Raw genomic sequence first — 25,245 nt, 5'->3', positions numbered from 1 at the left:
CCGGGTGCACAATGTGCGCTCCGCGGAGAGGTTGGGGCACAGCGCTTCGGCGGAGATTCGGTAGTCGTGTGATCGGCTGCTCAGACCACTCCTGAGGGGGAGTTGGACAGTGGTGGAGTTCGGGCTGCTCGGCGATGTCGAGGTCCGGGTGGACGGTCAGGTCGTGGACGTCGGGCACGCCCGCCAGCGGTGCGTGCTGGCGGCGTTGCTGGTGGACGTGAACCGGTTGGTGCCGGTCGACGTGCTGGTCGACCGGGTCTGGGGCGAGCAGGTGCCGCACCGGGCGCGCAACGCCGTCGCCGGGTACGTGTCGAGACTCAGACAGGTGCTGCCGTCCGGTGTTCGCATCACCGGACGGCAGGGTGGTTACGTGCTGACTGTTGACCCGCTTTCGGTTGACCTGCACAGGTTCGACCATCTGGTGCAACGGGCGCGCGTCGAGCCGGATGAGGCAACTTCATTGCTCTCCGAAGCACTCGGGTTGTGGCGCGGCGAGCCTTTCTCCACTTTGGACACTCCGTGGCTCGCCGGGGTGCGGTCCTCGCTGGAGGCACGACGGCTGGCGGCCTTGCTGGACCGCAACGATCTCGTGCTGGACCAGGGACAGCACGGATCGCTGCTGGCCGAGCTGGAAGAGCTCGCGACGCTGCTCCCGTTGGACGAGCGGGTGGCCGGGCAGCTGATCCTGGCGCTGTACCGCTGCGGACGTCAGGCCGACGCGTTGCTGCGGTACGAGCAGGTGCGGGTGCGGCTGGCTGACGAGCTGGGCACCGATCCCGGGCCCGCGTTGCGGTTGCTGCACAAGCAGATGCTGACCGCGGACGCCGCGTTGACGGTCAGCGCCCCGGCTGCCGCGCGACCGGTGCCGCGGCAGTTGCCCGCGCCGCCGCGCTCGTTCGCCGGACGCGGTCGTGAGCTGGCCGCGCTCGACGCGATCATGGACGGCGGGCACCCGATCGTCGTGTCCGGGACGGCCGGGGTGGGCAAGACGGCGCTGGCGGTGCACTGGGCACACCGGGTGGCCTCGCGTTTTCCGGACGGGCAGCTCTACGTGAACCTGCGCGGGTTCGACCCCGGCGGCGCGGTGACGGCGCCGGGCGAGGCGGTGCGCGCGTTCCTCGACGCGCTCGGCCTGGACCCGCAACGCATCCCGGCGAGCCTGGACGCTCAGGCCTGCCTCTTCCGCAGTGTGCTGGCGGACAAGCGCATGCTCATCCTGCTGGACAACGCCAGGGACGCGGACCAGATCCGGCCGCTGCTGCCGGGCAGTCCGGGGTGCCTGGTGCTGGTGACGAGCCGGAACCGGTTGGCCGGACTGGTCGCCACGCACGGCGCGTACCCGCTCGCGCTGGACCTGCTGTCCACAGGGGAGGCTCACGACCTGCTCGTCGACCGGCTCGGGCTGGACCGGCTGCGGGCGGAACCCGAGGTCGCCGACGAGATCATCAAGCGGTGCGCCGGGTTGCCGATCGCGTTGACGATCGTGGCGGCGCGCGTTGCCTGCACGAGCTTTCCGTTGCGTGCCATCGCCGCTGAGCTCCGGGGCGGACTCGACCCGTTCGACGGTGGTGACGCCGCGACTGACGTGCGGGCGGTGTTCTCCTGGTCGTACCACGCGCTGGTGCCCGGCGCGGCTCGGCTGTTCCGGTTGCTCGGTCTGCATCCCGGGCCCGATGTCTCCGGTGCGGCTGCGGCGAGTCTGTTCGGTGAGCCGGTCCGGCCGTTGCTCGCCGAGCTGACGCGTGCGCACCTGCTGACCGAGCATCAGCCAGGCCGCTACGTGTTCCACGATCTGTTGCGTGCCTATGCAACCGAACAAGCGTCGTTGCACGACTCGCCCGAAGAACGCCTTGCGGCCACGGGGCGTCTGCACGACCACTATGTGCACACCGCGCACGCCGCTACCCGGTTGCTGAGCCCGACGCGGGACGTGATCACTCCGCCGTCACCTCGTGCCGGTGCGCATCCGTTGCGGCTGAACGATTTCGGGCAGGCCCTGGCCTGGTTCACCGCTGAGCACCACGTGCTGCTGGCCGTTGTCGAGCAGGCCGCTGGGGCCGGTCTCGACACGCACGCCCGCCACCTCGCCTGGGCGTTGGCCGAGTTTCTGGAACGCCGTGGCCACTGGACCGACCTGGCTTTGGTGGGCCAGATCGCGCTGGCTGCCGCGGTGCGGTTGGCGGATCCCCTGGCGCAGAGCCATGCGCACCGCTACCTGGCCCGGGCGAGCACGCAGCTGGATGCGTTGGACGAGGCCCATGCGCATCTGCAGCGGTCGCTCGACGTGTCGGGTGAGCCCGTCGGGCAGGCGCTGACCCATCGTGAGCTCGCCTACGTGTGTGAGCGGCAGGGGCAGCACGACCAGGCGTTGCACCACTCCTCGCAGGCTCTCGACCTGTACGCGGTGGCCGGGCATCGGCGCGGGCAGGCGGGGTCGCTCAACGCCGTGGGGTGGTACCAGGCGTTGCTCGGCGACTTCGAGAAGGCGCTGACGTCGTGCGAGGCGGCGCTGGGGTTGCTGGAACCCGACGACCTCGACGGGCGGGCGTCGACGTGGGACAGCCTCGGCTACATCCACCACCACCGGGGTGACCACCGCGAGGCGATCGGCTGCTACCAGCGGTCTCTCGACGTGTTCCGGTCGCTCGGCGACCACTACTGGACCGCCGACGTGCTGATTCACCTGGGGGACAGTCATCTCGCCGCTGGGGATGCCGTTGCGGCCGGGGTGGCGTGGCAGGAAGCGCTGGGGATTCTGGAGGATCTCGGCCATCCGCACGCCGACGCGGCGCGTGCGCGGCTCAGTCCAGTGCCGCGATGATCGGGCACTGCTCCTGGACACCGTTGGCGGCGACCTCCAGCAACGCCAGCCGCACGCGGTCGAGGTCGCGCAGCCGTTGCTCGATCTCGGCGACCTTCTCGGTGATCACGTCACCGAAGTCCTCATCAGCTCCTCCGGACACGGCCAGGATCTGTTCGACCTCGGCCAGGGTGAAGCCGAGACGCTGGGCGCGGCGGATGAACTTCAACCGCCGCAACGCCTCGCGGTCGTAGTGGCGATAGCCGCCGTGGGTGCGGGCGGTGGGCGTGACGAGGCCGCGCCGCTCGTAGAACCGCACGGTGCTGATGCCCACCCCGGCGGCGCGGGCCAGTTCGGATATGCGCACCACCGGAAACTACCTCCGGACCAGCGCGCGCAGCTGGGCCGCGCCCCAGAACAGCTCCAACGCCAGGAACACCGCCAGGACCGGGGTCTGCCCGTGCCACAACGCCCACACGAACCAGAGGCTGAACAGCGCGCGTCCGGCGGTGTCGATGCCGATGAGCAGCGGTTCGGGCTTCTTCCAGCGCGCGATCGACCACATCACCACCACCGTGCCGAACAGCGTGGCGAACAGCAGGGTCATGGTGTCTTCGGTCGGTGTGCCGAGCAGGCTCAGCATCGCGCTCGCCGTCCACGGCGTGAGGAAGGCGGCACTGGCCACCAGGTCGTACAGCGCACCGGCTTTGCCCCACCGGGCCACGTCTCGCGTCATGACGATCACGATGGACCCTGAACCTTGGTGCAAGGTCAACCCTGACGTGCCCGGCGGCGAGCGATCGCCGGCAGGAACCACATGTAGATGCCGGTGCCCATCAACACGAAGAGCGGCAGCAACGGGACGTAGGAAACCCAGATCACGGAGTTGTTCACGGTCAGCGCCACGGCTGTGAACACCACGGTGGCCATGAAGACCATGCTCACCACGCGGTGGAACTTCCGGATCCCCTTGGTGCCGCTCATGTCGTCCTCCCAGGTCGGTGTGTTGTGGACAACGTTAAGAGCAGCCGGTCACCCGCGCTTCTCGATTCCTGATCGGATGACGACCCAGTAGGTTGCACGGCATGCAGTACACGTCCCCCGTGCTGGTGGGCCGGAACGAGGAGACATCAGCACTGCGGGCCGCGGTGGCACGAGCCGAGCAACGTCGCGGTGGCGCGGCGTTCCTGGTGGGGGAACCGGGAATCGGCAAGTCGCGGCTCGCCTCGGAGATCGCCGGGTACGCCTCGCAGCGCGGGTTCCGCGTGCTCAAGGGCAGGGCCAGCCGAGCCGTGCCGCTGAGGGCGCTGTGCGAGGCGGTTCTGTCGGCTTTTCGCAAGACGGTTCCGGACGAGCAGCAGCTCGGCGCGTACCTGCCCGTGCTGCTCAGGATGACCCCGGACGCACCCGCCGGTGTGCCGGATCCGGCCGTGGTCAGGGCCGAGGCGGTCCTGCGGTTGCTCACGGCCGAGAAAACCGTTGTGGTGCTTGAGGATCTGCACGACGCGGACGACGAGACGCTCGCGGTCGTGGACTACCTGCTCGACAACCTCGCGGACGAACCCGTCCTGCTGCTGGCCACGCTGCGGCCGCATCCCGATGGCGCGCACGAGCTGGCGCACGCGGCGGCGGCACGCCGGGTCGCGGGTGTGCTGCGGCTCAACGGGTTGACGGACGCGGAGGTCGCCGAGCTGGCCCGGCACTGCCTCGGCGAGCCCGCGCCGGACGACCTGCTGGCGAAGCTCACCAAGATCGCGGACGGCGTGCCGTTCGTGGTGGAGGAGCTGCTCAACGGCGACCTGCAGGCCGGTGTGCCGCCCACGGTCGCGGCCGCCACCCTCGCACGGGTCGACGCGCTCGAACCCGGCTGTGTCGCGCTGCTCGAAGCCGCCGCGATCTTCGGCAGCACGTTCCCGCTGGACGTCGTGCAAGCCATGACCGGCCTGGACAAGGAGCTGCTGCACCAGGCCGAACGCGCGCAGCTGGTCAACGGCCACACGTTCCGGCACGCGCTGACCGCCGACGCGATTCGCGGCCGCATGACGCCGACGGCCAGGGCGACGCTGGCCCGCACCGCCGCTGAAACCACAGAATCCCTGCGCCCCAACGAGTTGGAGCTCATCGCGGAACTGTGGGCAGCAGGCGGCGACAACAGGAAAGCCATCGGCTGCCTGATCAAAGCGGGACGGCACGCGGCCGCGCTGGGCAGGTTCGGCACCGCGATAGAGCTGCTCGAACGCGGTCAGGCCCGGCAGGACGACCCGGACCTCGCCGCGGACCTCCTCGACGCACTTGCCGCCGTGCTCCCGCTGGCCGCGGTGGTCGTACCCGCGGACAACGGCGCGCGGGCTTTCGCGTTGGGAGAACGACTTCAGCAAGCCCTCACCGCGTCCAGGGCCAACCCGGAACGACGAGCCGTGGTGCGCCTGGCCCAGGCGAGGGTCGCGGCCGTCGCGGGGGAGTGGGAACGCGGGCTCGACCTGATCGCGGCCGCCAAGGAGACCTGTGCGGCCGTCGATGTCGTCAAAGCCACCCTCCTGCTCGGACTGAACCAGCTCGACCTCCTGCCCAAGGCCCGCGAACTGGCCGAACGCGCGGCGGCGACCGGAACTCCGGAGATCGTCTGCGAAGCCCTCGAAGTGCTCACCCGGTGCACCAGGGGCCAGGACCTCGCCGAGGCGCGGCAGCACATCCAGCGCTGGCTGCAGGTCGCGGAGCAGCACGGGCTCGCGGCGTGGCGGCTCAGAGCGTTGCTGGAGCTGGGAATCACCGACAAGTACCTGACCGTCGGTGTCGACACCCTGCACGCGGCCAGACGCGCGGCCGAGAGCGCCGGCGCGATCGTGATCATGATCGCCGCCGACCTGCACCTCGGCGCGACCTACATCGTGCGCGGCGAGTACGACAAGGCAGCACACCACGGTTCCGCAGCGAAACAAGCCGCGGAGAAGCTGGGCCTGCACGCGTTGGGAGCGCTCGCGATCGCCATCGAGGCCGGCATCGCGTCCATGCACGGCAACCGCAAGGCGACGGACCAGGCGTTGGCGCAACTGCGTGATCACGGCGGGTCCGAGGAGATCTGGGCCTACAGCTCGGCGGTCTGCGCACTCATGGAAGAGCAGTACGACCGCGCGCTGACCGAGTTCGACGCGATCGAAGGCGAGGTCACAGAACCGCGAATCCTGCGCGGCACCTTCTACCAGGGCCCGCGGCTGTTGGTCCGGGTCGCGCACGGCCTCGCGAACTGGCAGGAGTACGACCGGCTCGCGGACTCGCACCTCTCCCAGGTCCAGCTGCACCGCACGTACTTCGCGTGGAGCCGCGCGATCCTGCTCGGCCGCGACGGCGAGACGGCCAAAGCGAACGCGGCCGCACAGGAAGCACTCGAACTCAGCACCGGGCTCGGCCTGCCGCGTCACCTCGGGCTGCGGCTCGCCGGTCCGGCCGCGCTCGCCGATGGCTGGGGCGAGCCGCTGGAGTGGTTGCGCGAGGCCGAGGAGCACTTCCACCGGCTCGGCGTGCCGGCCGCCGGAGCCTGCCGTGCGCTGCTCCGCGAAGCCGGCGCGCCCCGGCAACGACGACGGCGCGACCACGGCACCGTTCCCGCCGAGCTGCGCAAAGCCGGTGTGACAGTGCGGGAGTTCGAGGTGCTGCGGCTCGTCGTGGAACGGTTCGGCAACGCGGAGATCGGCGAACGGCTGTTCCTGTCGCCCCGCACGGTCGAACGCCACGTCGCCAGCCTGCGCGAGCGCACCGGCCAGACGTCCAGGGCCGACCTCATCCGGTACGCCCGCCCGCTAATTGAGGGGCCCGCCCGCATGTAGGTGCGAGCGGAGATCAGCAGACTTCTTCCCGAGCCCGAGTGATGCCGGGCGTTCGAGGAGGGGGAGCGAGGTGCGTGCAAACGGCTGGCCTGGTCCAGTGCGGCGCTGAGGTGACCGGCGGCGCTGGGCGCGGTGGGGTGTCCAGCGCCGTCGAAACCGATGACGGAAACTTTCTTGGCGCGAGATGTCGATCCCGTCATCTCCCGTTCGACGCACTGACAGAACACCACGTCAGAACAGCCAAGGAGAACTCAGATGCGCACCCTGATCGCCACCGCGTTCGTCTCGCTCGACGGCGTCGTCGAAGCCCCCGGCGGCGAGCCCGGGCACCGCAGCTCCGGCTGGACCTTCAAGGACATCGAGTTCGACGAGGCCGCTTACGAGATCAAGGGCCGCGAGCAGGAAGAAGCCGCGGCGATGATGATGGGCCGGGTCAGCTACGAGGCGTTCTCGCCGGTGTGGCCGACACTCGACTACTTCCCGCAGTACAACGTGATGCCGAAGTACGTCGTCTCCAGCACGCTCGAGGAAGACCAGCTCGTCGACAACTGGGGCGACATCACGATCCTGCGGTCGTTGGACGACGTGGCCGCGTTGAAGGAGACCGACGGCGGCCCGATCTCCATCCACGGCAGCGCGACGCTCAACCGCAACCTGTCCGACGCGGGCCTGATCGACCGCTACCACCTGCTGGTGTTCCCGGTGCTGCTCGGCGCGGGCAAGAGGCTGTTCAGCGAGACCGACAAGGACAAGCAGCTGCTGAAGGTCGTCGAGAGCGAGTCGTACTCGAACGGCATCCAGAAGCTGGTCTACGACGTGGTGCGCTGACGCACCAGTTCGTCGAGCCGGAGCCACGCCGGCGAGTAGTCGCGGACGTGCTGTCCCAGCAGCGACTTCTCGTCGGCGGACAGCACCTCGTGCACGGTCTGAGACGCTTCCCGTCGCAGCCTGGCCGCCATGACGTCGGCCAGGCCGTGCAGGCGCGGATCGGCCGGATCCCAGTCGTGGGCCTGGTCGTAGGTGACGTAGAACTGGCGGAACTCCGGGTCCGCCAGTTGCCGCCGTTTCTGCGCGATCCACCCCAGTGCCTGCTCCGGGTAGCCCGCCGCGAGCACGATCCAGCCGTCGCGTTCGAACTGCACACCTCGTTCGGTCACCCCGAGCTCCCGCAACTGGTCCAGGTAGTCCGTGATCTCGGCGGGCAGGAACATCCGGTCGCCGGCCTGCAACCGGGCGACGCCCTGTTTGCGTTGCCGCAGCTCCTCGATCTGCCTGTCCAGTGCCTGGTCGATCTCGTCGACCGCCGTGGCGAACTCGTCCGGGGTCGCCCGCATCAGCTCGTGGACGCGGGTCAGCGGCACCCCGGCGGCGGTCAGGGTCCTGATGCGGATCAGGTCGACGACGGCCTGGGCGGGGTAGCGCCGATAGCCGGACGCGTCGCGCTCCGGTTCGGGGAGCAGACCGGTCTGGTGGTAGTGACGGACCGCCCGCACCGTGACGCCGACGTACTCGGCCAGCCGCTTGATCGTGAGCACGTCTCATTCTGGGGCTTGACCTTGACGGTGCGTCAGCCTTCGAGCATTGCCGCATGTTCACGAACTGGCATCGCCCGCTCCTGGTCAACACCCTGCTCATGCTCGGACTCGCGGTGGCGTCCGCGGTCGGGATCCTCGTCGACGACCGCACGCTGCTGGGCGACCCGATCTGGCTGAAGCCGCTGAAGTTCGGCCTCGCCTTCGCCCTCTACTCGGGCACGCTGTCGTGGCTGCTCAGCACGCTCACCCGCGGCCGCCGCACCGGCTGGTGGATGGGCACGCTGTTCGCGGTGGCCGCGTTCGCCGAGGTCGCGGCCATCACCCTGCAGGCCGCGCGGGGCACGTTCAGCCACTTCAACACCTCGACCGACCCGATCACCCTGCTCGCCACCCAGATCTTCACCAACGGCGTGGCGGCGTTGTTCCTGCTGCAGCTGGCCATCGTCGTGTTGGTGCTGTTCCAGCGCGGTGGCGACCGCGCGCTGATGAGGGCGGTGCGCTGGGGTCTCGCGCTGGCGACCATCGGCATGATCGTGCCGGTGTACTGGATGGCCACCGAGATCCACCAGCGCACGGTCGTCGACGCGAACGGCGCGGAGATCGTGATGTACCAGAGCCACGACGTCGGAGCGGGCGGTGACTTCCGGGTGCCGCACTTCATCGGGTTGCACGCGATCCAGGTGCTGTTGCTGGTCGTCTTCGCGTCGCGGCGACTGGACGAACGGAACCGAGCGCGGCTGGTCACCACGGCCGCGCTCGGGTGCACCGCACTTCTGGCGGTTTCCGTGGTCGCCACCGGCGCCGGGTTCTAGAGTTCGCTGACGGCCTGCACCACACCGGGGAACGAGTCGACGAGCCGCGTCGGCTCGGCGCTGAGCAGCTGCTCGACGCTGTGCACGCCGTAGGTCACGCCGATAGACGACATTCCCGCGCCGCGCGCCATCAGCACGTCGTGCGTCGTGTCACCGACCATCACGGCATTCGACGCCGGCACGCCAAGTCGTTGCAGCACCAGGAAACCGGACTCCGGATCGGGCTTGGGTCTCGACACCTGGTCCGCGCCGACGACCGTGGAGAACTCCTCGCGGACACCGGCCGCGACCAGCAACGCCTCGGCGTTGAAGATGAACTTGCTGGTCGCGACCGCGAGGAGGAAACCGTTCTCCCGCAACGACCGCAGTCCGTCGAACACGCCGGGGAACACCAGCTGCGGCGCCTTCGGCAGCACGATCTCGCGGAACGTCGACAGGTACAGCTCGACGCACTTCGCGACCAGCGACTCCTCCTCGGAGATCCCGAGCACCTTCGCGAACGCGGCGGGCAGCGGGAGCCCGATCGTGGCGCGGATCGAGCCGGAGTCCACTGTGGGCAGATCGAGCTGGGCGAACACGGCGGCGAACGTCGTGACGATTCCGCGCGGGGTGTCGACGAGCGTGCCGTCCAAGTCGAAGATCACGCAGCGTCTCATACCTGAAGAAAACACTTCCACCAGCTCGAACCGCTACCGAATTTCGCCGCAGAACGCGTTGCTTCGGAGACGAATGGTCGCCGGATGATCCTCGATGAAGGACGCGGGCGCGGTGGCACGCGACTGGATGGTGCCGAAGGCCTTCAGCAGGACGGACTGAGCGCCTTGACCAGGACGTCCGGTAGCGCGATGGAGCCGTGTCCCTCGGCCGACACCGTCGCGTAGACGACGCCACCACTGCACACGGTCTCGCCGTCGCGGAGGAAGGCGAAGCCGAGCGTGAAGCTCTTGCCGCCGATCCGGGCCGTGCTGATCTCCACCTCGGTCGTGTCCTGCGCCCGGACGCCCGCCGCGAAGTCCATCTCCACGTGCACGACGTGGGCGTCGAACCCCATGCTGGGCCAGCTCTTGTACGGCAGGCCGCGGTCGACGAAGAACACGTCGACCGCTTCGTCGATGTGCCCCAGGTACCACATGTTGAACATGACGCCCTGGCCGTCGATCTCGTAGAACCGCGGCTTGAAGCGGTAGGTCACCGCATGGCCTTCCCGACCGGCGGGATCACCGAGATCATCGACGCGGTCAGCCACAGCAGCAGCGCGATGCCCGGCACGATGATGAACGTGCCGGCGTGGTTGACCGCCAGCCGCACGATCGCCACGACGTAGTAGATCGACACGAGGAACCCGAGCCCGGCGAGGATCCAGCGCGCGAACCCGAGTCGCGCCATCAGCAGCGCGGTGAGCAGCAGCACCACCCCGCCCGCGGTGTAGGTGGCCGCGATCGCCGCGTCACCGTTGCCGATGACCTCGCGCGGCAGGATGATCCCGATCAGCGCGACGGCGGCCTCCGGGGTCTGCCCGACGCCCTTGCCCTGCTCGGAGTTGAGCCCTGCCAGCACGAAGCACAGCACCGACACCACCAGCCACAGCCCGCCCGCGAGGAACGCGGGTGCGATGCTCGGCCGGGGCGGAGGACCCCACTGCGGCTGCGGTTGCCAGCCCTGGTTCGGATGCACGAAGGTCACGATACGAGCCCCGGCGGCCGCGCGGACGCCGTTCGGCAGACACCTACGAGTGCTTTCGATCGGTGTGGCCCAACGACCGTTCCGGCGCCACCCGGTCGCGCACCAGCTGCTTGAGCACGGCGAGGTCCGGGAAGCCCTCCTGCTCCTTGCGCGACCACACGGTCTCGCCGTCGAGCCGCACGTCGAACACGCCACCGGTGCCGGGGATCAGCGCGACCTCACCGAGTTCGGTGGTGAACGTGGTCAGCAGCTCCTGCGCGGTCCACCCGGCCCGCAGCAGCCACCGGCACTGGGTGCAGTACTCGATCTCCAGACGCGGCGTCCTCATGCCTCTGTCTTAACAGAGACCCCCGCACGGGTCGCGTCGGCGCCCCAGCTGGCCAGCAGCTGCAACGCCTCGGCGGACGGGGTGCCGGGTTCCGCGTAGTACGTCGTGAAGAACAGGTCCGGCTCTGCGGGCATCCTCAGCGACTCGTACTGCAGCGTCAGGTCACCCACGAGCGGGTGGTGCAGCAGCTTGGTGCCGAAGTTCTTCTCCTTGACGTCGTGCTTGGCCCAGAGCTGCCGGAACAGCTCGCTCTTCACCGACAGCTCGCCGATCAGCGCGGTGAGCTCGGGGTCGTCCGGGTAGCAGCCCGCGTCCATCCGCAGGTACCCGACCACGTCCGCCGCTTTGCTCTCCCAGTTGAGGAACAGCTGCTGGTAGGAGGGCTGCAGGAAGATGAACCTGGCCCAGTTGCGTTCGCGTGGCGGCAACTGGCCCCAGTCGCCGAACAGCGCCGCGGCCATCGGGTTCCAGGCGAGCACGTCCGCGCGCCGCCCGCCGACGTAAGCGGGTACGCCCACGCTGTCGAGCAGGTGCTGAAGGTTCGGGCGCACCTGCGAACGGGCCGACTTCTTCTTGCCGCCGTGCGGGCCCTTCGTCAGGTTGCGCAGGTAGGTGTGCTCGGCCTCGTTCAGCCGCAGCGCGCGGGCGATCGAGTCGATGACCTCTTCGGAGACGTTGCGCCCGTTGCCCTGTTCCAGTCGCGTGTAGTACGCGACCGAGACACCCGCGAGCTGCGCCAGCTCCTCGCGGCGCAGGCCCGGCACGCGGCGGGTCCGGCCGTAGCGGGGCAGCCCCACGTCGTCGGGTGACAGCCGCGCTCGACGGCCGCGCAGGAACTCGCTCAGCTCGGTGCGCGGATCAACGGTCATGTCACCGAGTATCCCCGGACCAGCTGCGTTGTGCCTGCTACTGCCATTAGTAGGTTCAGCGGACGTACGAAAAGCAGGTGTCTGGGTCGGCCCCTCGAACGGGACCAGTGTTCTCGGTGACACGACGAATCCGAGGAGAAACCCTGATGAGCACCGTCGCTGCCTACGCCGCTCCCGCACCCAAGGCACCGCTGGAGCGCACCACCATCGAGCGTCGCGCGGTCGGCGCGCACGACGTTCTGATCGACATCAAGTTCGCGGGAATCTGTCACTCCGACATCCACCAGGTCAACGAGGGCTGGGGCGAGGGGATCTTCCCGATGGTCCCCGGCCACGAGATCGCCGGCGTGGTCGCGGAGGTCGGGTCCGAGGTGACGAAGTACGCCGTCGGTGACCGGGTCGGCGTCGGCTGCTTCGTCGACTCGTGCCGCGAGTGCGACTACTGCCTGCGCGGCCTGGAGCAGTACTGCGCCAAGGGCAACACGCAGACCTACAACGCCGTCGACAAGTTCGGCGACGTCACCTACGGCGGCTACTCGAAGCAGATCGTCGTCGACGAGAACTACGCGGTGCGGATTCCCGGCTCGCTCCCGCTGGACGTGGCGGCGCCGCTGCTGTGCGCGGGCATCACGCTGTACTCGCCGCTCAAGAACTGGAACGTCGGCCCTGGCAAGAAGGTCGCGATCGTCGGCCTCGGCGGGCTCGGCCACATGGGCGTCAAGATCGCCGTCGCGCTCGGCGCCGAGGTGACCGTGTTGTCGCAGTCGTTGCGCAAGAAGGACGACGGCCTCAAGCTCGGCGCCCACGACTACCGCGCCACCAACGACCCGGCGACGTTCTCCGAGCTGGCCGGGACGTTCGACGTGATCGTCTCCACGGTGTCCGCGCCGCTCGACTTCACCGCGTACGTCGGGCTGCTCAAGACCGAGGGCGTGCTGGTCAACGTCGGCGCACCCGAGGAGCCGGTCTCGGTGAACATGTTCGGGCTCATCATCGGGCGCAAGACGCTGGCGGGCTCGATGATCGGCGGCATCGCGGAGACCCAGGAGATGCTGGACTTCTGCGCCGAGCACGGCCTGGGCGCGGAGATCGAGCTGATCGGCGCCGACGAGATCAACGTGGCCTACGAGCGGGTGCGGTCGAGCGACGTGCGGTACCGGTTCGTGATCGACACCGCCACCATCTAACTCGGTGGGCAGGGCACCCCGGACTCGTGGGACTTGGCGGCACCGGCCATCACGGAGTCGAGCTGGTGGAGCGTCTCCTGGAGGTCCTCGATCTGCTTGATCACCGAGGACCGGTGCTGCCGCAGCTTCGCGAGCACCTGGGGTGACGCCACGCCCGTCACCACGCACGGCAGCATCTCCAGGATCGACGCACTGGAGATGCCGGCGGCGTAGAGCTGCTGGATCAGCCGCACCCGGTTCGCGGCCTCGTCGGGGTAGTGCCGTTGCCCGCTTTCGCTGCGTTCCGACGCGAGAAGCCCCTGCTCCTCGTAGTAGCGCAACGCGCGCACGCTCACGCCCGTCTTCGTTGCCAGCTCGCCGATGCGCATGAGACCTCCGCCACAAAACCTACCTCTGACGTCAGCGTCAGGTTTCTAGCGTAGCTCTCATGCTTCTCACCAGCTACCGACTCGGAAACCTGATCCTCCCGAACCGCCTCGTGATGGCGCCGATGACCCGCGCACGAGCCACCGTGGACGGGTCGCCGGTCGCGTCAACGGCCACCTACTACGCCCAACGCGCCACCGCCGGCCTGATCGTCACCGAAGGCACGCACCCCAACGAGGTCGGCCAGGCCGGTCCGTTCATGCCGGGCATCCACAACGCCGCGCAGGTCGCGGCCTGGCGCGTGGTCACCGATGCCGTGCACGCCAACGGCGGCCGGATCTTCGCCCAGCTGATGCACGGCGGCCGCATCGGTCACGTCGAGGTGGCCGGGCATGAACCCGTTGCCCCGTCGGCGATCGCGGCGCGCACCGACGTGTTCCTGCCCAGTGGTGTGGTGCCCGCGCCGGTGCCGCGTGCGTTGAGCGTCGGCGAGATTCGTGAGCAGGCGCAGGCGTTCGGTGACGCTGCCCGCCGCGCGGTCGAGGCCGGGTTCGACGGGGTCGAGCTGCACGGCGCCAACGGGTACCTGATCCAGCAGTTCCTGTCCTCCAGCGCGAACCTGCGCACCGACTCGTACGGCGGTTCGATCAACGGCCGCATCCGGTTCGCCGTCGAGGCGGCCGAAGCGGCGGTGGACGCCATCGGCGCGGACCGCGTCGGCATCCGGCTCTCACCCGGCGGCCAGGTCCAGGACATCGTCGAGAACGAGATGCCCTCGTTGTACGCGGCGTTGCTGAAAGCGTTGCCGGACATGGCTTACATCCATGTCCTGGCCACTGTGGACGACGAGGTGCTGATGGGGTTGCGGAAAGCGTGGCCGACCGCGTTCATCCTCAACCCGGGCGGACAGATCGGGCCGAACGAGAGCACCCGCGAGCAGGGGGAGCGGTGGCTCGCCAACGGTGCCGACCTGATCAGCTACGGCCGCGCGTACCTGGGCAACCCCGATCTGGTCGAACGGTTCCGCCTCGGCCTGCCGCTCGTCAGCACCGATCGTGAGACGTGGTTCCAGACCGAGGCGGGATACGTCGACCACCCCAGCTATCAGCACTGAAGCGCGCGCATGAGGTGGTCGACCAGCCTTTCGAGATAGTCGGGCTCGACTGTCGCCCGGCGCACCGACAAGCGCCAGTACACCGGCGCCGCGACGAGGTCGAGTGCGATGTCGACGTCGAAATCCCTTGGTAGTTCGCCACGTTCGACCGCGCGGTGCAACGTGACCGCGCCGAGCGCACGGCGCGGTTCGCCGATGGTCGCCGCGATCGCCTCCGCCAGTGCGGGATTGCGCACGGCCTCGGCGGTGAGGTCCGGCAGGATCGTCGCGAACCGGGGGTGGGTCAGCCAGTCGTGCACGGCGGTCACCGTCGCCAGCAGGTCGCCCCTGAGCGTGCCGGTGTCCGGGACTTCGGCCAGTGGCACCGAGAACTCCGACAGGGCGGCGACCACCATGTCCTGTTTGGACGGCCAGCGCCGGTACAGCGCGCTCTTGCCGACCTCGGCGCGTTTGGCGACGGCCTCCATCGACAGCCGGCCGTAACCGTGCAACGCGAGCTCGTCGAGCACGGCGTCGGTGATGGCTTGCGTCACCTGCGGCTGCAGGACGGCGGCGCCGGTGGGGGTGCGCTTGGTCATGGCGCACATCATAGGACTGGACGAGACGGTCCCGTTCCGCCTACGGTGATGGATGGGACGGAACCGTATCGTCCATTTCTTGGAAGGAACGTCATGACTGCCGGCGATCTGGTGCCACGGGCACTGCAACTGCTGCTGGACAAGGACATGCTCGGGTTCGCGGGTCTCTGGGCCGTCGACGGCGTGATGGAGTTCCCGTTCGCTCCGCCCGGCTACCCGTCGCGGCTGGAGGGGCGTGCGGCGATCGAGGACCATCTGCGCGATTACCCGAAGATGCTCAACATCCAGGGCTTTCCCGCGCAGGTCGTGCACCGGAGCGTCGATCCGGACGTCGTCGTGGTCGAGTTCGACGCCGAGGGAGTCGTGGTGCCGACCGGCAAGCCGTACCGGTTCTCGTACATCGCGGTGATCACCGTGCGCGACGGCGAGATCGCCTCCTACCGCGACTACTGGAACCCGCTCTACGCGCAGGAGCTGTCGTGAACGTGCTGGTCATCGGCGGTACGGGCACTACCGGCAGTCTGCTGGCCAAGTTGCTTCCGCACGCTCGGGTCGGCACCAGGAAACCGGTGCGAGACGGCCAGGTCCGGTTCGACTGGGACGTCCCGGCCACGTTCGGCACCGCGCTGGACGGCGTCGACCGGGTTTACCTGATCCCGCCGGTCGGAGTCGCCGACCCGGCTCCGGTGGTCGAGTCCTTCCTCGTTCGAGCGCGGCTCGTGCGGCGGGTGGTCCTGCTCAGCTCGTCCGCGGTGCCGGAGAGCGCCACGGGGATGGGTGCTCTTCCGGCACTCGTGCGGACGATGCCGGAGTGGGCTGTGCTGCGGCCGTCGTGGTTCATGCAGAACTTCACCGGCGACCACGCGGTCGCGGCAGGTGTCCGGGACGGTGAGATCGTCACGGCCACCGGGGACGGCCGGATCGGGTTCGTCGACGCCGCGGACATCGCCGCCGTGGCGGCAAGGGCTCTCACAGACCCGTTGCCGCACAACACGGATCACCTGATCACCGGCCCGGAAGCACTGAGCTACGCCGATGCCGCCGCGATCATCACCGAGCTGACCGGCCGCCCGGTCGCGCACCGCTCGGTCAGCACGGAGGAGTTGACCGGGCGGCTCGCGACATGGCTGCCGCCCGAGTTCGCGGTGATCCTCGCCAAGCTCGACGAGGACATCCGCGGCGGCGCGGAGGACCGGGTCACCTCAACGGTTCTGGACGTGACCGGCAGGCCGCCCAGGTCGTTCCGCGACTTCTTCAGGGGGTTCCTCAGCTGAACTCCCAGCGCGTCGCCCCGCCCGGCGCGACGGTGGCCACGGCGTGGGCGGCCCGCAGCGCGACCCGGTAGAGGTACCAGGGAGGCGGGCCACCGCTCGGCGCGGTGTAGGGCGCGGTGAACGCCTGGCCGTCGCGTTCCGCGGGCCAGCCGGACTCCTCCCGGTACCGCGCGGCGATCTTGTCCAAAGTGGACTCATCGGTCACGCGGTGGGCGTCGCCCTCCAGCACGAGGTCCAGTCCGGTGAGCCGCACCGAGATCGTGCAGGCCGGGTTCTCCGCCAGGTTGCGGGACTTGCGGGTGCCCGGCCCGCTCACGAAGTACAGGGTGTCCTCGAACCAGATCGCGCCGATTCCCACCGAGTGCGGCCTTCCGTCCGGTCGCACGGTGTTCAGGAAGAACGGCACGTTCACCGTGGCGGACTCCTTGTCGAGCAGATCTCGCGCGGTGGTCCACTGCAGGGCGGCGTTGCCGTACTGGTCGAGGTTGCGGGTCTTGGCAGTTGAGTTCGTCATGCCCAATCGTCGAACGGGAACGCGCGTTTTCGACAGCTAGCTGGTGTGGTGGACCTCCTGCAGCCCGTAGACCGGCGTCTCCAGACCCTCGAAACGGGCCTTGAGCTGCAACGCGAGGTACAGCGAAAAATATCGCGACTGGGCGAGGTTGCCGCCGTGGAACCACAGTCCGGGTTGCTGCGTGGGCTTCCACATGTTGCGCTGCTCGCCCTCCCACGGCCCCGGATCGCGGTAGGTGTCCGAGCCGATGCCCCACACCTTGCCCACCCGTGCCGCCATCTCCTCACCGGCGAGGTCGGCCACGAACCCGTTCATCGACCCGTACCCGGTCGCGTACACGACGAGATCCGCCTCCAGCTCGCGGCCGTCGTCGAGCACCACGGTGTCGCGGGTCAGCCTCACGACCTGGCCGCGGGCGAGCTTGATCGACCCGTTCACGACGAGCTCGGACGCGCCCACGTCGATGTAGTAGCCCGATCCGCGGCGCAGGTACTTCATGACCAGGCCGGTGCCGTCGTCGCCCCAGTCGACCTCGAAACCCGCCTTCGCCAGCCGCTCGTAGAACTCCCCGTCGCGTTCGCGCACCTGGTCCTGCACCGGCAGCTGGAGGCTCGGCATGACCCGGTAGGGCAGCGAGGCGAAGAGGGTGTCCGCGCGTTCGGTCGTGACACCTGCCGCGAGCGCCCGTTCCGAGTAGAGGTCGCCGAACCCGAGATCCATCAGCGTTTCCGACTTGATCACGTGCGTCGACGAGCGCTGCACCATGGTCACGTCCGCGCCGTGCTCGACCAGTGCCGCGGCGATGTCGTGTGCCGAGTTGTTGGAGCCGACGATGACGACCTTCCGTCCGGCGTACGCGTCCGGGCCGGGGTGTTGCGACGAGTGGTGCTGCTCGCCCGCGAACTCGTCGGCGCCGGGGAAGTCCGGTACATGAGGTTTTCCTGCCATGCCGGTCGCGAACACGACGTGCGCGGGGTGCAGCAGCACCGTCTCGCCGTCGCGGTCGACGGCCACCGTCCAGCCGTCGTCGTAGGAGATTTCCGTTACCTCGGAGCGGGTCCAGTACGGGATCTCCATGACCCGCGTGTACATCTCCAGCCAGTCGGCGATCTTGTCCTTGGCGGAGAAGATCGGCCAGTTGCGCGGGAACGGCACGTACGGCAGGTGGTCGTACCAGACGGGATCGTGCAGCGTCAGCGTCTGATAGCGCTTGCGCCACGAGTCGCCCGCGCGGTCGTTGCGCTCCAACACCACCGCGGGGACACCGAGTTGCCGCAGCCGGGCGCCGAGCGCGATGCCGCCCTGGCCGCCGCCGATCACCACGACGTACGGCTCGTGCTGCTGTTCCGGCGAGGCGTGGACGGGACGCCGTTCCTCGAACCCCTTCAGCTCTTCGAGAGTGGTGAGCAACGTGTACGCGCCCTCACTCGTGAGCCGCAGGTGGCCTTTGCCGCGGCCGACCGACGTCTCGAACTCAAGCCACGCCTCGGTGACGCCGTCGTGCTCGACCGGCGGCTCGGTGACGCGGAACCCGGACGGCCCGACGTCGCAGGCCTTGGCGAGGTCCGCGATCTCCTCGCGTCTCTCGGCGGTCTTGATGTTCCAGGTGAACGCCACCAGGTCGCGCCAGTAGCTCTCGGGCGCGAACAACGCGGACACCACTTCGGCGTCACGGGCCTTCAGCGCGGACTCGAACCGCGTCAACCAGTCGTCAACCGTCACGCTTCCAGTGGAGCAGAGGGTGCGCGGCGGCGCCTGTCATCAGCCCACTGAGCGGCACGGCACCAGGAAGAACCAGTCCTTCGGCTCATGATCCAGCCGTGCGTCCGTCGCTCCCGCGGCACATTGGGCACGGGCCCGCGCGACGCTCTCGTCCCACGGAACGCCCTTCAGCACGGTGGCGGGCTCCCGCAGGTGAGCGAAGACGCTGACCACGACCGCGATCCCGATCAGGTAGCGGCTACCGCTGACCACCGCGCGTTCCCAGGTCTTCGCGGGCGTCGCGTCCAGGCCCACGAAGATCGCGGTGAACAGGAACAGGCACGGCGCGACGCTGTAGCGCTGCGCGGCCATCACCACCTCGGGCGCCTGCACCTGCAGTGCCTGCGACCAGTTCAGCACCAGGCACGCGAGGATGACGACCACGCTGTACGCGGCCGACAACAGCACCAGCGTCCGGCCGGCCCGGCCGGCGAACCTGAGGCCCGCCGCCACCGGGATCGCGGTGACCAGCAACGCCAGCAGGATCACCAGGTTGCCGTGCGCCGGGTAGAACTCGTCCACCCGCTCCGACCCCGTGAGCGCCACCACCGGCACCCGCAGCAGGCTCGCCAGCAGCACCTGCACCGGGTCGACCTCGGTGTGCGAGTACGGGTTCCTGGTCGCGAACACCATCGCGACCGCCTGGACGGCCAGACCTGCGAGGAACGCGAGCGGAACTTCCTTGCGCGGCAGGAAAAGCCGCGCGACTGCGAGTGGTGCCAGGATGAAGACCAGCGGGCTCGACACGGCCGCGAGGAACACGAAGATCGCGACCGGCACGCGTGGGGCGTTGCGCCACAACAACGCCCAGAAGGCGCCGTAGAGCAGGAACCAGTGCAGGTTCGCCATGTTGTTCAGCGTCTCGGAGTTGCCCGCCGGCAACACGATCACGAGCGCTGCCAGCACGAACCGCATCGGCGTGGACCGCAGGTAGGCCTTGGAACCCGCGAAGGCGATCAACGCGACCAGCGCGCGCAGCATCGCCGCGGCGACGGCGAACCCGGCGGCGGCAGACTCGATCGGCAGCAGTGCGACGAGCTCGGCGACCAGGCGCGGCAACGTGTGCAGGTAGCCGCCGTACGGGGTGAGGAGGTTGTGCAGCGCGGAGGAGCTCAGCGCGTCGGCCGCGAACCGGGCGCCGTCCTCGGCCCACAGGTGGTCGAGCCGCGCCCAGCCGGCCGGGATGAGCAGCAGGAACGCCACCGAGGCCACGAAAGAGGCGCTCATGCCGAGCCACGCCCGTTCGTGCGGGGGTTCGGCGGGCAGCGGGATCAGGTCGTCCGCGAGAGCCCGTGATCGTTCAGTGGTCGTCACCGCAGTGCTGGGTCGGGGAGCCGCTGATAGCGCGCCCACTGCTCGGCGGTCACCGGATTCATGGGAGATGAGTTTAGCGTCGCCACCGCGGGTGGTCCGACCACCCACAGCTTGTCGCCGAGCACGAGCCCGACCACGCCGTCGGGTGCGACGGCCGCGGGTGCGCCGGCGGGGACCTCGGCGGCGATCTTCAGCGAGTCGGCGATCTTCGGGCGGCTGCCGAGCACGCCGCGGGCGAACTTCTCGGCCACCGACCGCCGCTCGACCCGCATGATCTTGCCGCTCACGACCATGTCCGTCGTGCGCACGGGGGACGGCATCGCGAAGCCGTCGAGCGCCTTCGCCTCCTCCGTCGTGGTGCAGCCCTTGAGGCCGGTCGCGTCGAGGCCGAAGTGAGCGATGCCGGTCGGCGCCGACCCGCTGACCCCGGTGGCGCGCAGCACGTCGAACTGCACCCGATCGCACGGTTCACCCGTGTCGACGGGCGCGTGGCCCTGGGGCGTCCGCAGCAGGCCGGGGCCTTCCTTCCACGGGCCGGGGATCAGCACCGGCTCGAACGGATGCCGGGTGAAGTCCTTGTTCCAGAAGGTGATGGTCGTGCCGTCGTCGGTGGAGTGGGCGATGGCGAACGCGGACGCCGCCTCGATCCACATCCAGTCCGAGCTGAACGCCTCGACGACGGACCTGGTGCGGGGCGTGGTGGTCGACGGCACCGGGGTGAAGCCCTTTTCCCCCAGCGCCTCGACTCCCTTGGAGAACAGCGGGTCGCGCGAGCGCAGCACGTACTGACCGGCGCCGTTCGGGTGCGACGCGAGGCCGGTCGTGTCGGTGAACATCAGGTAGACCCAGCCGTCGAGGTAGATCGCCGACTGCTGACCCGCGCCGTAGGTGTTGTCGCGCAGGGTGTCGCCGGCCGGGACGACGATCGACCGGCCGCCGTTCTCCCGGTTCCAGCTGAGGCCGTCCTTGCTGGACGCCACGCCGACCGCGCTGCCGTTCGCGTGGTTGTCCCGCGAGGCGCCGGTGTAATACATGTAATACGTGTCGCCGATCTTGATCAGCGACGGGTCGCACGTGTGCATCGCGTCGAAGCTGCCGCCGCTGCCGGACAGCACCGCGCGCGCCGTGCTGAACGGCCCGTCCGCGCTCGGACCCTCGCTGTAGAGGATGTCGTCGCCGTTCGGCTGGGCGCTGCCCATCTGGCTGCACCACCACGTGCGGACCTTGCCGCCCTCCACCATCACGGCGGGCGCGTAGTTGTAGACCGCGTCCTCGACCCCGGCGACCACCGTGCCGGCGCTCTGCCGCCCCTTGTCCAGGGCGAGCTTGAGGTTGTTCCTCGGCGCCACCGCGGGTGGTGGCGGCGGGTCGCTCTGCGCCGCGGCCGGCGCCAGCGTGGCGGGGGTGCCGATCGGGTCGCCGGCCGCCGTGCTGGTGCACGCCGCGACCGCGCCTACGAGCGCGAGCGCAGCGAGCAGCGCCGGAGAGCGACGGTTCAGGGGCACCCACCCATCATAGTGATCAAGTCCTCCGTACGGGTGAAGTCCGCGTTCACCTGTCTGATTCATGCTCGCTCAATGTGTCTCAGCTGGTCGGCGGGTGTGCGCGAACCGCGCATCGGCGGCGGAACCAGGCGAGGTACTTCGCCGGGTCGGCGCCCTGCCTGAGCGCGGACGCCGCGCCGGTCAGCGGGAACATCGCGGCGTGCGTGAGCGCCCGTTCGTACAGGCCGGGAGTGACCCTTCTCACCAGCGGCCAGCCGTAGTTGGCGAACGCGGCCGCGTCCAGTGCGGGATCGCCGGCGCAGGCGAAGTCCCAGTCGATGATTCCGGTGATCTTTCCGTGCTGCCAGTGCAGGTTCACGGGCGCGAGGTCGCCGTGCACGAAGCCTCTGATCACCGGTAGGTCCGCGAATCGCTTGAGGACTTCCGCCGCTTGACCGCGTTCGTCGTCGCTGAGCAACGGGAACACGAGCTCGGTGATCGTTTCCGCGGTCCTGGGGCCACCCGCGTGGTGCAGCGGTTCGTCGAGCAGGGCAACGAGTTCCTCGCTCAGCTCGACCCCCGCCAGCGCGTCCAGGACCTCGCGCACGGCTTCGTCGCTCGCGGTCTCCGAGGGCCCGCCGGGCAGGTACGAGATGACGACGTGAGCCTGGCCCAGCGGCAGGTCCAGCCGGTCCTCGATGACCTGCGGCACCGCGAAGGGCAGGTCGAGCTGCCCGATCAGCTTGAGCGCCTGAGCCCGTCGACGTGCGTCAGCGAGATCTGCGCGAGGGAACCGGGCCACCCACTCGCCTGGTTCGATGACGGCGTCGTTGAACGTTCCGCGGGCGAACTCCATCAAACGACGACCTTGCCGCGCAACACGATCTGCTTGGGCCGCAACAGCACGTCCGGGTCCTCGGTGGGATCGGCGTCGTACGCGACCACGTCAGCGAACCCGCCGTCCACCAGCCCCGGCAGCCCGAGCCACGCCCGCGCGGTCCAGGACCCGGCCCCGATCGCCGCCTCGACCGGCATCCCGGCCTCGACCAGCCACGAGATCTCCGCGGCCACCTGCCCGCACGGCTTGTTGTCAGTCCCCGCCAGCACGGTCACGCCGGCCTCGTGAGCCGCGCGAACCGTCGGGAACGCGTGCTCCCAGCCATCGCGGATCCAGTCCTTGAGCCGCTGGTCCGCGGAGCTCGCCTCGATGTTCTCGATCGACTTGGCGAACGCCGAGAACGTGGGCACCAACGCCGTCCCCTGCGCCGCCATCCGCGGCAGCAGCGAATGATCCAGATGCATCCCGTGTTCGAGGCTGTCCGCACCCGCCAGCACGGCGTTGCGGCATCCCTCGGCGGTCTGGCAGTGCACGGCGACACGTCCACCCACGGCGTGCACCGCGTCCACAGTCGCCGTCAGCACGTCCAACGGCACCGGCGGATCGTCGGGCATCCAGTCGCCGATGACCTTGCACCACCCGAGAGCAGCTTCCTCGACCGCTGCTTCGGGGAGCTCGGACTCCGAGATTCTCCTGCCCGCGTCCGGGAAGAACCGGCCGGGTGTGGCCAGCCACTGACCGCTTCTGGCGAGCCGCGGCAGGTCGAGGTCATCAGGCCGGTCCCGCACCGGATCCGCCGAGCCGGGCGACCGCACGGTCAGCACCCCGGCGGCGCGATGGGCGAGCATGTGCCGCCGGAACACCTCGTGCGCGTACTCGTCCGCAGGAGCCTCGGTCCCGGGATGCGAGTGCACGTCGGCGAGGCCCGGCAGCAACCAGGGTCCGTCCGAAGTGGACGAACCGGAAGCGCGCAGCCGTTCTCCGTCGACGACGAACGAGACCGGTGTGCGCGCAGGAAGAGCGATCCCCCAGATCCTCATGAAAACGACGGTACCCCAGGCCGGGGGAGTGGCCTGGGGTACCGGGAAACGAGATCAGACGTCGTAGCGGTCCGCGTTCATGACCTTGTTCCACGCCACGACGAAGTCCTCGACGAACTTCGAAGAAGCGTCGTCACTCGCGTAGACCTCGGCGACGGCGCGCAGCTCGGAGTTCGAGCCGAACACCAGGTCGTTGCGCGTGCCGGTCCACCGGACGGCACCGGTGGCGCGGTCGCGGCCCTCGAAGTTCTCCTGGTCGTCGGTGACCGACTTCCACTCCGTCTCCATGTCGAGCAGGTTGACGAAGAAGTCGTTGGTCAGCGTCTCCGGCTTGGCGGTGAGCACGCCGGCCTGCGAGCCGCCGTGGTTCGCGCCCAGCACCCGCAGACCGCCGACGAGCACGGTCATCTCCGGCGCGGAGAGGCCGAGCAGGTTGGCCTTGTCGATCAGCAGGTACTCCGAGGGAAGCGGAGTGGCCTTGTTGCCGTAGTTGCGGAAACCGTCGACCGTGGGCTCCAGCACCGCGAACGACTCAGCGTCGGTCTGCTCCTGCGTGGCGTCGACCCGGCCCGCGAGGAACGGCACCTCGACGTCGTGGCCGGCGGCCTTCGCGGCCTGCTCGATCGCCGCGGCACCGCCGAGGACGATCACGTCGGCCAGCGAGACCTTCTTGCCGCCGGTCGCGGAGCTGTTGAACGCCTCCTGCACGCCCTCCAGGACACGCAGCACCTGGGCGAGCTCAGCGGGCTCGTTGACCTCCCAGTCGCGCTGCGGCTCCAGGCGGATGCGCGCACCGTTGGCGCCACCGCGCTTGTCGCTCTGGCGGAACGACGAGGCGGACGCCCACGCGGTCTTGACCAGCTGCGAGACCGACAGACCGGACTCGAGGATCTTGGCCTTCAACGAAGCCACGTCGGCGGCGTCGATCAGCTCGAAGTCGCGCACCGGCAGGCGGTCCTGCCAGATCAGCTCCTCCTGCGGCACCTGCGGGCCGAGGTAGCGCTGGATCGGGCCCATGTCGCGGTGGGTCAGCTTGAACCAGGCGCGGGAGAAGGCCTCCGCGAACGCCTCGTGGCTCTCGGCGAACTTGCGCGAGATCGGCTCGTAGATCGGGTCGAAGCGCAGCGCGAGGTCCGTGGTCAGCATCATCGGCGTGCGGTTCAGCGTGCCGTCCTCGGGGTCCGGCACCGTGTTCGCGCCGGCGCCGTCCTTCGGCTTCCACTGGTGCGCGCCGGCCGGGGACTTGGTGAGCTCCCACTCGAACGCGAACAGGTTCTTGAAGAACAGGTTCGTCCACTTGGTGGGCTGCTGCGTCCAGGTCACCTCGAGGCCGGACGTGATGGCGTCGCGGCCCTTGCCGGTGCCGTGCGTGCTGATCCAGCCGAAGCCCTGCGCGTCCATCAGCGAGCCCTCGGGCTCGGCGCCGACGAGCGACGGGTCACCGGCACCGTGCGCCTTGCCGAAGGTGTGGCCACCGGCGATGAGCGCGACGGTCTCCTCGTCGTTCATGCCCATGCGGCCGAACGTCTCGCGGATGTCGCGGGCGGAGGCCAGCGGGTCCGGGTTGCCGTTGGGGCCCTCGGGGTTGACGTAGATCAGACCCATCTGGACCGCCGCGAGCGGGGACTCGAGGTCGCGCTCACCGCTGTAGCGCGAGTCGCCGCCGAGCCACTCGGTCTCCGGGCCCCAGTAGACGTCCTCGTCCGGCTCCCACACGTCCGCGCGGCCACCGGCGAAGCCGAAGGTCTCGAAGCCCATGGTCTCCAGCGCGCGGTTGCCCGTGAAGATCATGAGGTCGGCCCAGGAAACCTTGCGGCCCCACTTCTTCTTGGCGAAGCCGCCGACGTCGCGTGCCGAGTGGATCGACGCGATCACCAAGCTCAAGGCCGCGAACGCGTCCAACCCGGACTTCCAGGCGCTGTAC

Annotated in this window: 26 protein-coding genes; 8 read left to right on the top strand and 18 right to left on the bottom strand. The window is 69.2% G+C overall.

The features are described from left to right. Nucleotides 1–109 precede the first annotated feature (109 nt). Nucleotides 110–2,821, top strand: coding sequence for a BTAD domain-containing putative transcriptional regulator (locus tag ABZX92_RS31065; protein WP_355567094.1), 2,712 nt, complete (start codon nucleotides 110–112; stop codon nucleotides 2,819–2,821). Here the strand turns inward: ABZX92_RS31065 and ABZX92_RS31060 are convergent. From ABZX92_RS31060 to ABZX92_RS31050, 3 genes are read right to left on the bottom strand one after another with little or no spacing between them, the layout of a single operon-like run. After that, nucleotides 2,802–3,167, bottom strand: coding sequence for a MerR family transcriptional regulator (locus ABZX92_RS31060; RefSeq protein ID WP_355567091.1), 366 nt, complete (start codon nucleotides 3,165–3,167; stop codon nucleotides 2,802–2,804). The genes ABZX92_RS31065 and ABZX92_RS31060 overlap by 20 nt on opposite strands. Before the next feature lie 9 nt (nucleotides 3,168–3,176). Then, nucleotides 3,177–3,536, bottom strand: coding sequence for a hypothetical protein (locus tag ABZX92_RS31055; RefSeq protein ID WP_355567088.1), 360 nt, complete (start codon nucleotides 3,534–3,536; stop codon nucleotides 3,177–3,179). Nucleotides 3,537–3,571: 35 nt separating this feature from the next. Next, nucleotides 3,572–3,784, bottom strand: a complete 213-nt coding sequence (locus tag ABZX92_RS31050; RefSeq protein ID WP_355567085.1) for a hypothetical protein — start codon at nucleotides 3,782–3,784, stop codon at nucleotides 3,572–3,574. Nucleotides 3,785–3,885: 101 nt separating this feature from the next. Between ABZX92_RS31050 and ABZX92_RS31045 the strand changes: the two genes are divergently transcribed. Next, a complete protein-coding gene (locus ABZX92_RS31045; protein ID WP_355567082.1) occupies nucleotides 3,886–6,624 on the top strand; it encodes a BREX system ATP-binding domain-containing protein in 2,739 nt (912 codons plus the stop codon). A 255-nt stretch (nucleotides 6,625–6,879) separates the two neighbouring features. Beyond that, complete coding sequence (locus ABZX92_RS31040) at nucleotides 6,880–7,452, top strand: dihydrofolate reductase family protein (protein ID WP_355567079.1); 573 nt, start codon at nucleotides 6,880–6,882, stop codon at nucleotides 7,450–7,452. On the opposite strand, the gene ABZX92_RS31035 is transcribed toward ABZX92_RS31040, so the two are convergent. Further along, nucleotides 7,434–8,159 carry a MerR family transcriptional regulator gene (locus ABZX92_RS31035; RefSeq protein ID WP_355567076.1) on the bottom strand — a complete coding sequence of 242 codons (726 nt, stop codon included), beginning with the start codon at nucleotides 8,157–8,159 and terminating at the stop codon, nucleotides 7,434–7,436. The genes ABZX92_RS31040 and ABZX92_RS31035 overlap by 19 nt on opposite strands. Nucleotides 8,160–8,212: 53 nt before the next feature. Between ABZX92_RS31035 and ABZX92_RS31030 the strand changes: the two genes are divergently transcribed. Beyond that, the gene (locus ABZX92_RS31030; RefSeq protein WP_355567073.1) at nucleotides 8,213–8,971 is read left to right on the top strand and encodes a hypothetical protein; all 759 of its coding nucleotides are present in this window, start codon (nucleotides 8,213–8,215) and stop codon (nucleotides 8,969–8,971) included. On the opposite strand, the gene ABZX92_RS31025 is transcribed toward ABZX92_RS31030, so the two are convergent. The 5 genes from ABZX92_RS31025 to ABZX92_RS31005 all read right to left on the bottom strand — a co-directional run bounded on the left by ABZX92_RS31025 (nucleotide 8,968) and on the right by ABZX92_RS31005 (nucleotide 11,851). Then, nucleotides 8,968–9,615, bottom strand: coding sequence for an HAD family hydrolase (locus ABZX92_RS31025; RefSeq protein ID WP_355567070.1), 648 nt, complete (start codon nucleotides 9,613–9,615; stop codon nucleotides 8,968–8,970). The genes ABZX92_RS31030 and ABZX92_RS31025 overlap by 4 nt on opposite strands. Nucleotides 9,616–9,770: 155 nt before the next feature. Then, a complete protein-coding gene (locus ABZX92_RS31020; RefSeq protein WP_355567067.1) occupies nucleotides 9,771–10,163 on the bottom strand; it encodes a thioesterase family protein in 393 nt (130 codons plus the stop codon). Then, entirely contained in the window at nucleotides 10,160–10,645 is a 486-nt protein-coding gene (locus ABZX92_RS31015) for a hypothetical protein (RefSeq protein ID WP_355567064.1), read from the bottom strand. Before ABZX92_RS31015 ends, ABZX92_RS31020 begins: the two co-directional genes overlap by 4 nt. Before the next feature lie 52 nt (nucleotides 10,646–10,697). Further along, the gene (locus ABZX92_RS31010; RefSeq protein ID WP_355567062.1) at nucleotides 10,698–10,982 is read right to left on the bottom strand and encodes a SelT/SelW/SelH family protein; all 285 of its coding nucleotides are present in this window, start codon (nucleotides 10,980–10,982) and stop codon (nucleotides 10,698–10,700) included. Continuing rightward, nucleotides 10,979–11,851, bottom strand: coding sequence for a helix-turn-helix transcriptional regulator (locus ABZX92_RS31005; RefSeq protein WP_355567059.1), 873 nt, complete (start codon nucleotides 11,849–11,851; stop codon nucleotides 10,979–10,981). Before ABZX92_RS31005 ends, ABZX92_RS31010 begins: the two co-directional genes overlap by 4 nt. A 143-nt stretch (nucleotides 11,852–11,994) precedes the next feature. On the opposite strand from ABZX92_RS31005, the gene ABZX92_RS31000 reads away from it, so the two are divergent. After that, entirely contained in the window at nucleotides 11,995–13,038 is a 1,044-nt protein-coding gene (locus tag ABZX92_RS31000) for an NAD(P)-dependent alcohol dehydrogenase (RefSeq protein ID WP_355567111.1), read from the top strand. Here the strand turns inward: ABZX92_RS31000 and ABZX92_RS30995 are convergent. Further along, nucleotides 13,035–13,406, bottom strand: coding sequence for a MerR family transcriptional regulator (locus tag ABZX92_RS30995; protein ID WP_355567056.1), 372 nt, complete (start codon nucleotides 13,404–13,406; stop codon nucleotides 13,035–13,037). The two genes, ABZX92_RS31000 and ABZX92_RS30995, sit on opposite strands and share 4 nt — an antisense overlap. Before the next feature lie 59 nt (nucleotides 13,407–13,465). Here ABZX92_RS30995 and ABZX92_RS30990 point away from each other — a divergent pair, with 59 nt between their 5' ends. Continuing rightward, nucleotides 13,466–14,518 carry an alkene reductase gene (locus ABZX92_RS30990; RefSeq protein ID WP_355567054.1) on the top strand — a complete coding sequence of 351 codons (1,053 nt, stop codon included), beginning with the start codon at nucleotides 13,466–13,468 and terminating at the stop codon, nucleotides 14,516–14,518. Here the strand turns inward: ABZX92_RS30990 and ABZX92_RS30985 are convergent. Further along, nucleotides 14,509–15,096, bottom strand: a complete 588-nt coding sequence (locus ABZX92_RS30985) for a TetR/AcrR family transcriptional regulator (protein ID WP_355567051.1) — start codon at nucleotides 15,094–15,096, stop codon at nucleotides 14,509–14,511. The two genes, ABZX92_RS30990 and ABZX92_RS30985, sit on opposite strands and share 10 nt — an antisense overlap. A 93-nt stretch (nucleotides 15,097–15,189) precedes the next feature. Here ABZX92_RS30985 and ABZX92_RS30980 point away from each other — a divergent pair, with 93 nt between their 5' ends. Both ABZX92_RS30980 and ABZX92_RS30975 read left to right on the top strand, forming a co-directional pair. Further along, nucleotides 15,190–15,579, top strand: a complete 390-nt coding sequence (locus ABZX92_RS30980; protein ID WP_355567049.1) for a nuclear transport factor 2 family protein — start codon at nucleotides 15,190–15,192, stop codon at nucleotides 15,577–15,579. After that, complete coding sequence (locus ABZX92_RS30975) at nucleotides 15,576–16,370, top strand: ergot alkaloid biosynthesis protein (RefSeq protein ID WP_355567046.1); 795 nt, start codon at nucleotides 15,576–15,578, stop codon at nucleotides 16,368–16,370. Before ABZX92_RS30980 ends, ABZX92_RS30975 begins: the two co-directional genes overlap by 4 nt. Here the strand turns inward: ABZX92_RS30975 and ABZX92_RS30970 are convergent. The 7 genes from ABZX92_RS30970 to katG all read right to left on the bottom strand — a co-directional run. Further along, nucleotides 16,363–16,884 carry a pyridoxamine 5'-phosphate oxidase family protein gene (locus ABZX92_RS30970; RefSeq protein WP_355567043.1) on the bottom strand — a complete coding sequence of 174 codons (522 nt, stop codon included), beginning with the start codon at nucleotides 16,882–16,884 and terminating at the stop codon, nucleotides 16,363–16,365. The genes ABZX92_RS30975 and ABZX92_RS30970 overlap by 8 nt on opposite strands. Nucleotides 16,885–16,920: 36 nt before the next feature. After that, complete coding sequence (locus tag ABZX92_RS30965; RefSeq protein WP_355567040.1) at nucleotides 16,921–18,606, bottom strand: NAD(P)/FAD-dependent oxidoreductase; 1,686 nt, start codon at nucleotides 18,604–18,606, stop codon at nucleotides 16,921–16,923. A 39-nt stretch (nucleotides 18,607–18,645) separates the two neighbouring features. After that, the gene (locus ABZX92_RS30960; RefSeq protein WP_355567037.1) at nucleotides 18,646–19,959 is read right to left on the bottom strand and encodes a hypothetical protein; all 1,314 of its coding nucleotides are present in this window, start codon (nucleotides 19,957–19,959) and stop codon (nucleotides 18,646–18,648) included. Then, complete coding sequence (locus tag ABZX92_RS30955; RefSeq protein ID WP_355567035.1) at nucleotides 19,956–21,464, bottom strand: beta-xylosidase; 1,509 nt, start codon at nucleotides 21,462–21,464, stop codon at nucleotides 19,956–19,958. The genes ABZX92_RS30960 and ABZX92_RS30955 overlap by 4 nt, the downstream gene beginning before the upstream one ends. Before the next feature lie 79 nt (nucleotides 21,465–21,543). Further along, on the bottom strand, nucleotides 21,544–22,299 hold the full coding sequence (locus ABZX92_RS30950; RefSeq protein WP_355567032.1) for a phosphotransferase: 756 nt from the start codon (nucleotides 22,297–22,299) through the stop codon (nucleotides 21,544–21,546). Continuing rightward, the gene (locus tag ABZX92_RS30945; RefSeq protein ID WP_355567029.1) at nucleotides 22,299–23,321 is read right to left on the bottom strand and encodes an amidohydrolase family protein; all 1,023 of its coding nucleotides are present in this window, start codon (nucleotides 23,319–23,321) and stop codon (nucleotides 22,299–22,301) included. The genes ABZX92_RS30950 and ABZX92_RS30945 overlap by 1 nt, the downstream gene beginning before the upstream one ends. A gap of 54 nt (nucleotides 23,322–23,375) precedes the next feature. Beyond that, nucleotides 23,376–25,245: catalase/peroxidase HPI (katG, locus tag ABZX92_RS30940; protein ID WP_355567026.1), on the bottom strand; the 1,870-nt coding region annotated here is incomplete at its 5' end.

The sequence above is a fragment of the Lentzea sp. NPDC006480 genome, from assembly GCF_040611995.1.
Lineage (GTDB): Bacteria > Actinomycetota > Actinomycetes > Mycobacteriales > Pseudonocardiaceae > Lentzea.
Note: the sequence above shows the minus strand (reverse complement) of the source record. Positions and strands in the feature narration are given on the sequence as shown.

Bases quoted from the DNA above. Each gene is read 5' to 3' on its own strand.
- ABZX92_RS31050 (WP_355567085.1), bottom strand. From the start codon at position 3,784: ATGAGCGGCACCAAGGGGATCCGGAAGTTCCACCGCGTGGTGAGCATG.
- ABZX92_RS30990 (WP_355567054.1), top strand. From the start codon at position 13,466: ATGCTTCTCACCAGCTACCGACTCGGAAACCTGATCCTCCCGAACCGC.
- ABZX92_RS30980 (WP_355567049.1), top strand. From the start codon at position 15,190: ATGACTGCCGGCGATCTGGTGCCACGGGCACTGCAACTGCTGCTGGAC.
- ABZX92_RS31010 (WP_355567062.1), bottom strand. From the start codon at position 10,982: ATGAGGACGCCGCGTCTGGAGATCGAGTACTGCACCCAGTGCCGGTGG.
- ABZX92_RS30995 (WP_355567056.1), bottom strand. From the start codon at position 13,406: ATGCGCATCGGCGAGCTGGCAACGAAGACGGGCGTGAGCGTGCGCGCG.
- ABZX92_RS31030 (WP_355567073.1), top strand. From the start codon at position 8,213: ATGTTCACGAACTGGCATCGCCCGCTCCTGGTCAACACCCTGCTCATG.
- ABZX92_RS31055 (WP_355567088.1), bottom strand. From the start codon at position 3,536: ATGACGCGAGACGTGGCCCGGTGGGGCAAAGCCGGTGCGCTGTACGAC.
- ABZX92_RS31005 (WP_355567059.1), bottom strand. From the start codon at position 11,851: ATGACCGTTGATCCGCGCACCGAGCTGAGCGAGTTCCTGCGCGGCCGT.
- ABZX92_RS31045 (WP_355567082.1), top strand. From the start codon at position 3,886: ATGCAGTACACGTCCCCCGTGCTGGTGGGCCGGAACGAGGAGACATCA.
- ABZX92_RS30970 (WP_355567043.1), bottom strand. From the start codon at position 16,884: ATGACGAACTCAACTGCCAAGACCCGCAACCTCGACCAGTACGGCAAC.
- ABZX92_RS30950 (WP_355567032.1), bottom strand. From the start codon at position 22,299: ATGGAGTTCGCCCGCGGAACGTTCAACGACGCCGTCATCGAACCAGGC.
- ABZX92_RS30945 (WP_355567029.1), bottom strand. From the start codon at position 23,321: ATGAGGATCTGGGGGATCGCTCTTCCTGCGCGCACACCGGTCTCGTTC.
- ABZX92_RS31040 (WP_355567079.1), top strand. From the start codon at position 6,880: ATGCGCACCCTGATCGCCACCGCGTTCGTCTCGCTCGACGGCGTCGTC.
- ABZX92_RS30985 (WP_355567051.1), bottom strand. From the start codon at position 15,096: ATGACCAAGCGCACCCCCACCGGCGCCGCCGTCCTGCAGCCGCAGGTG.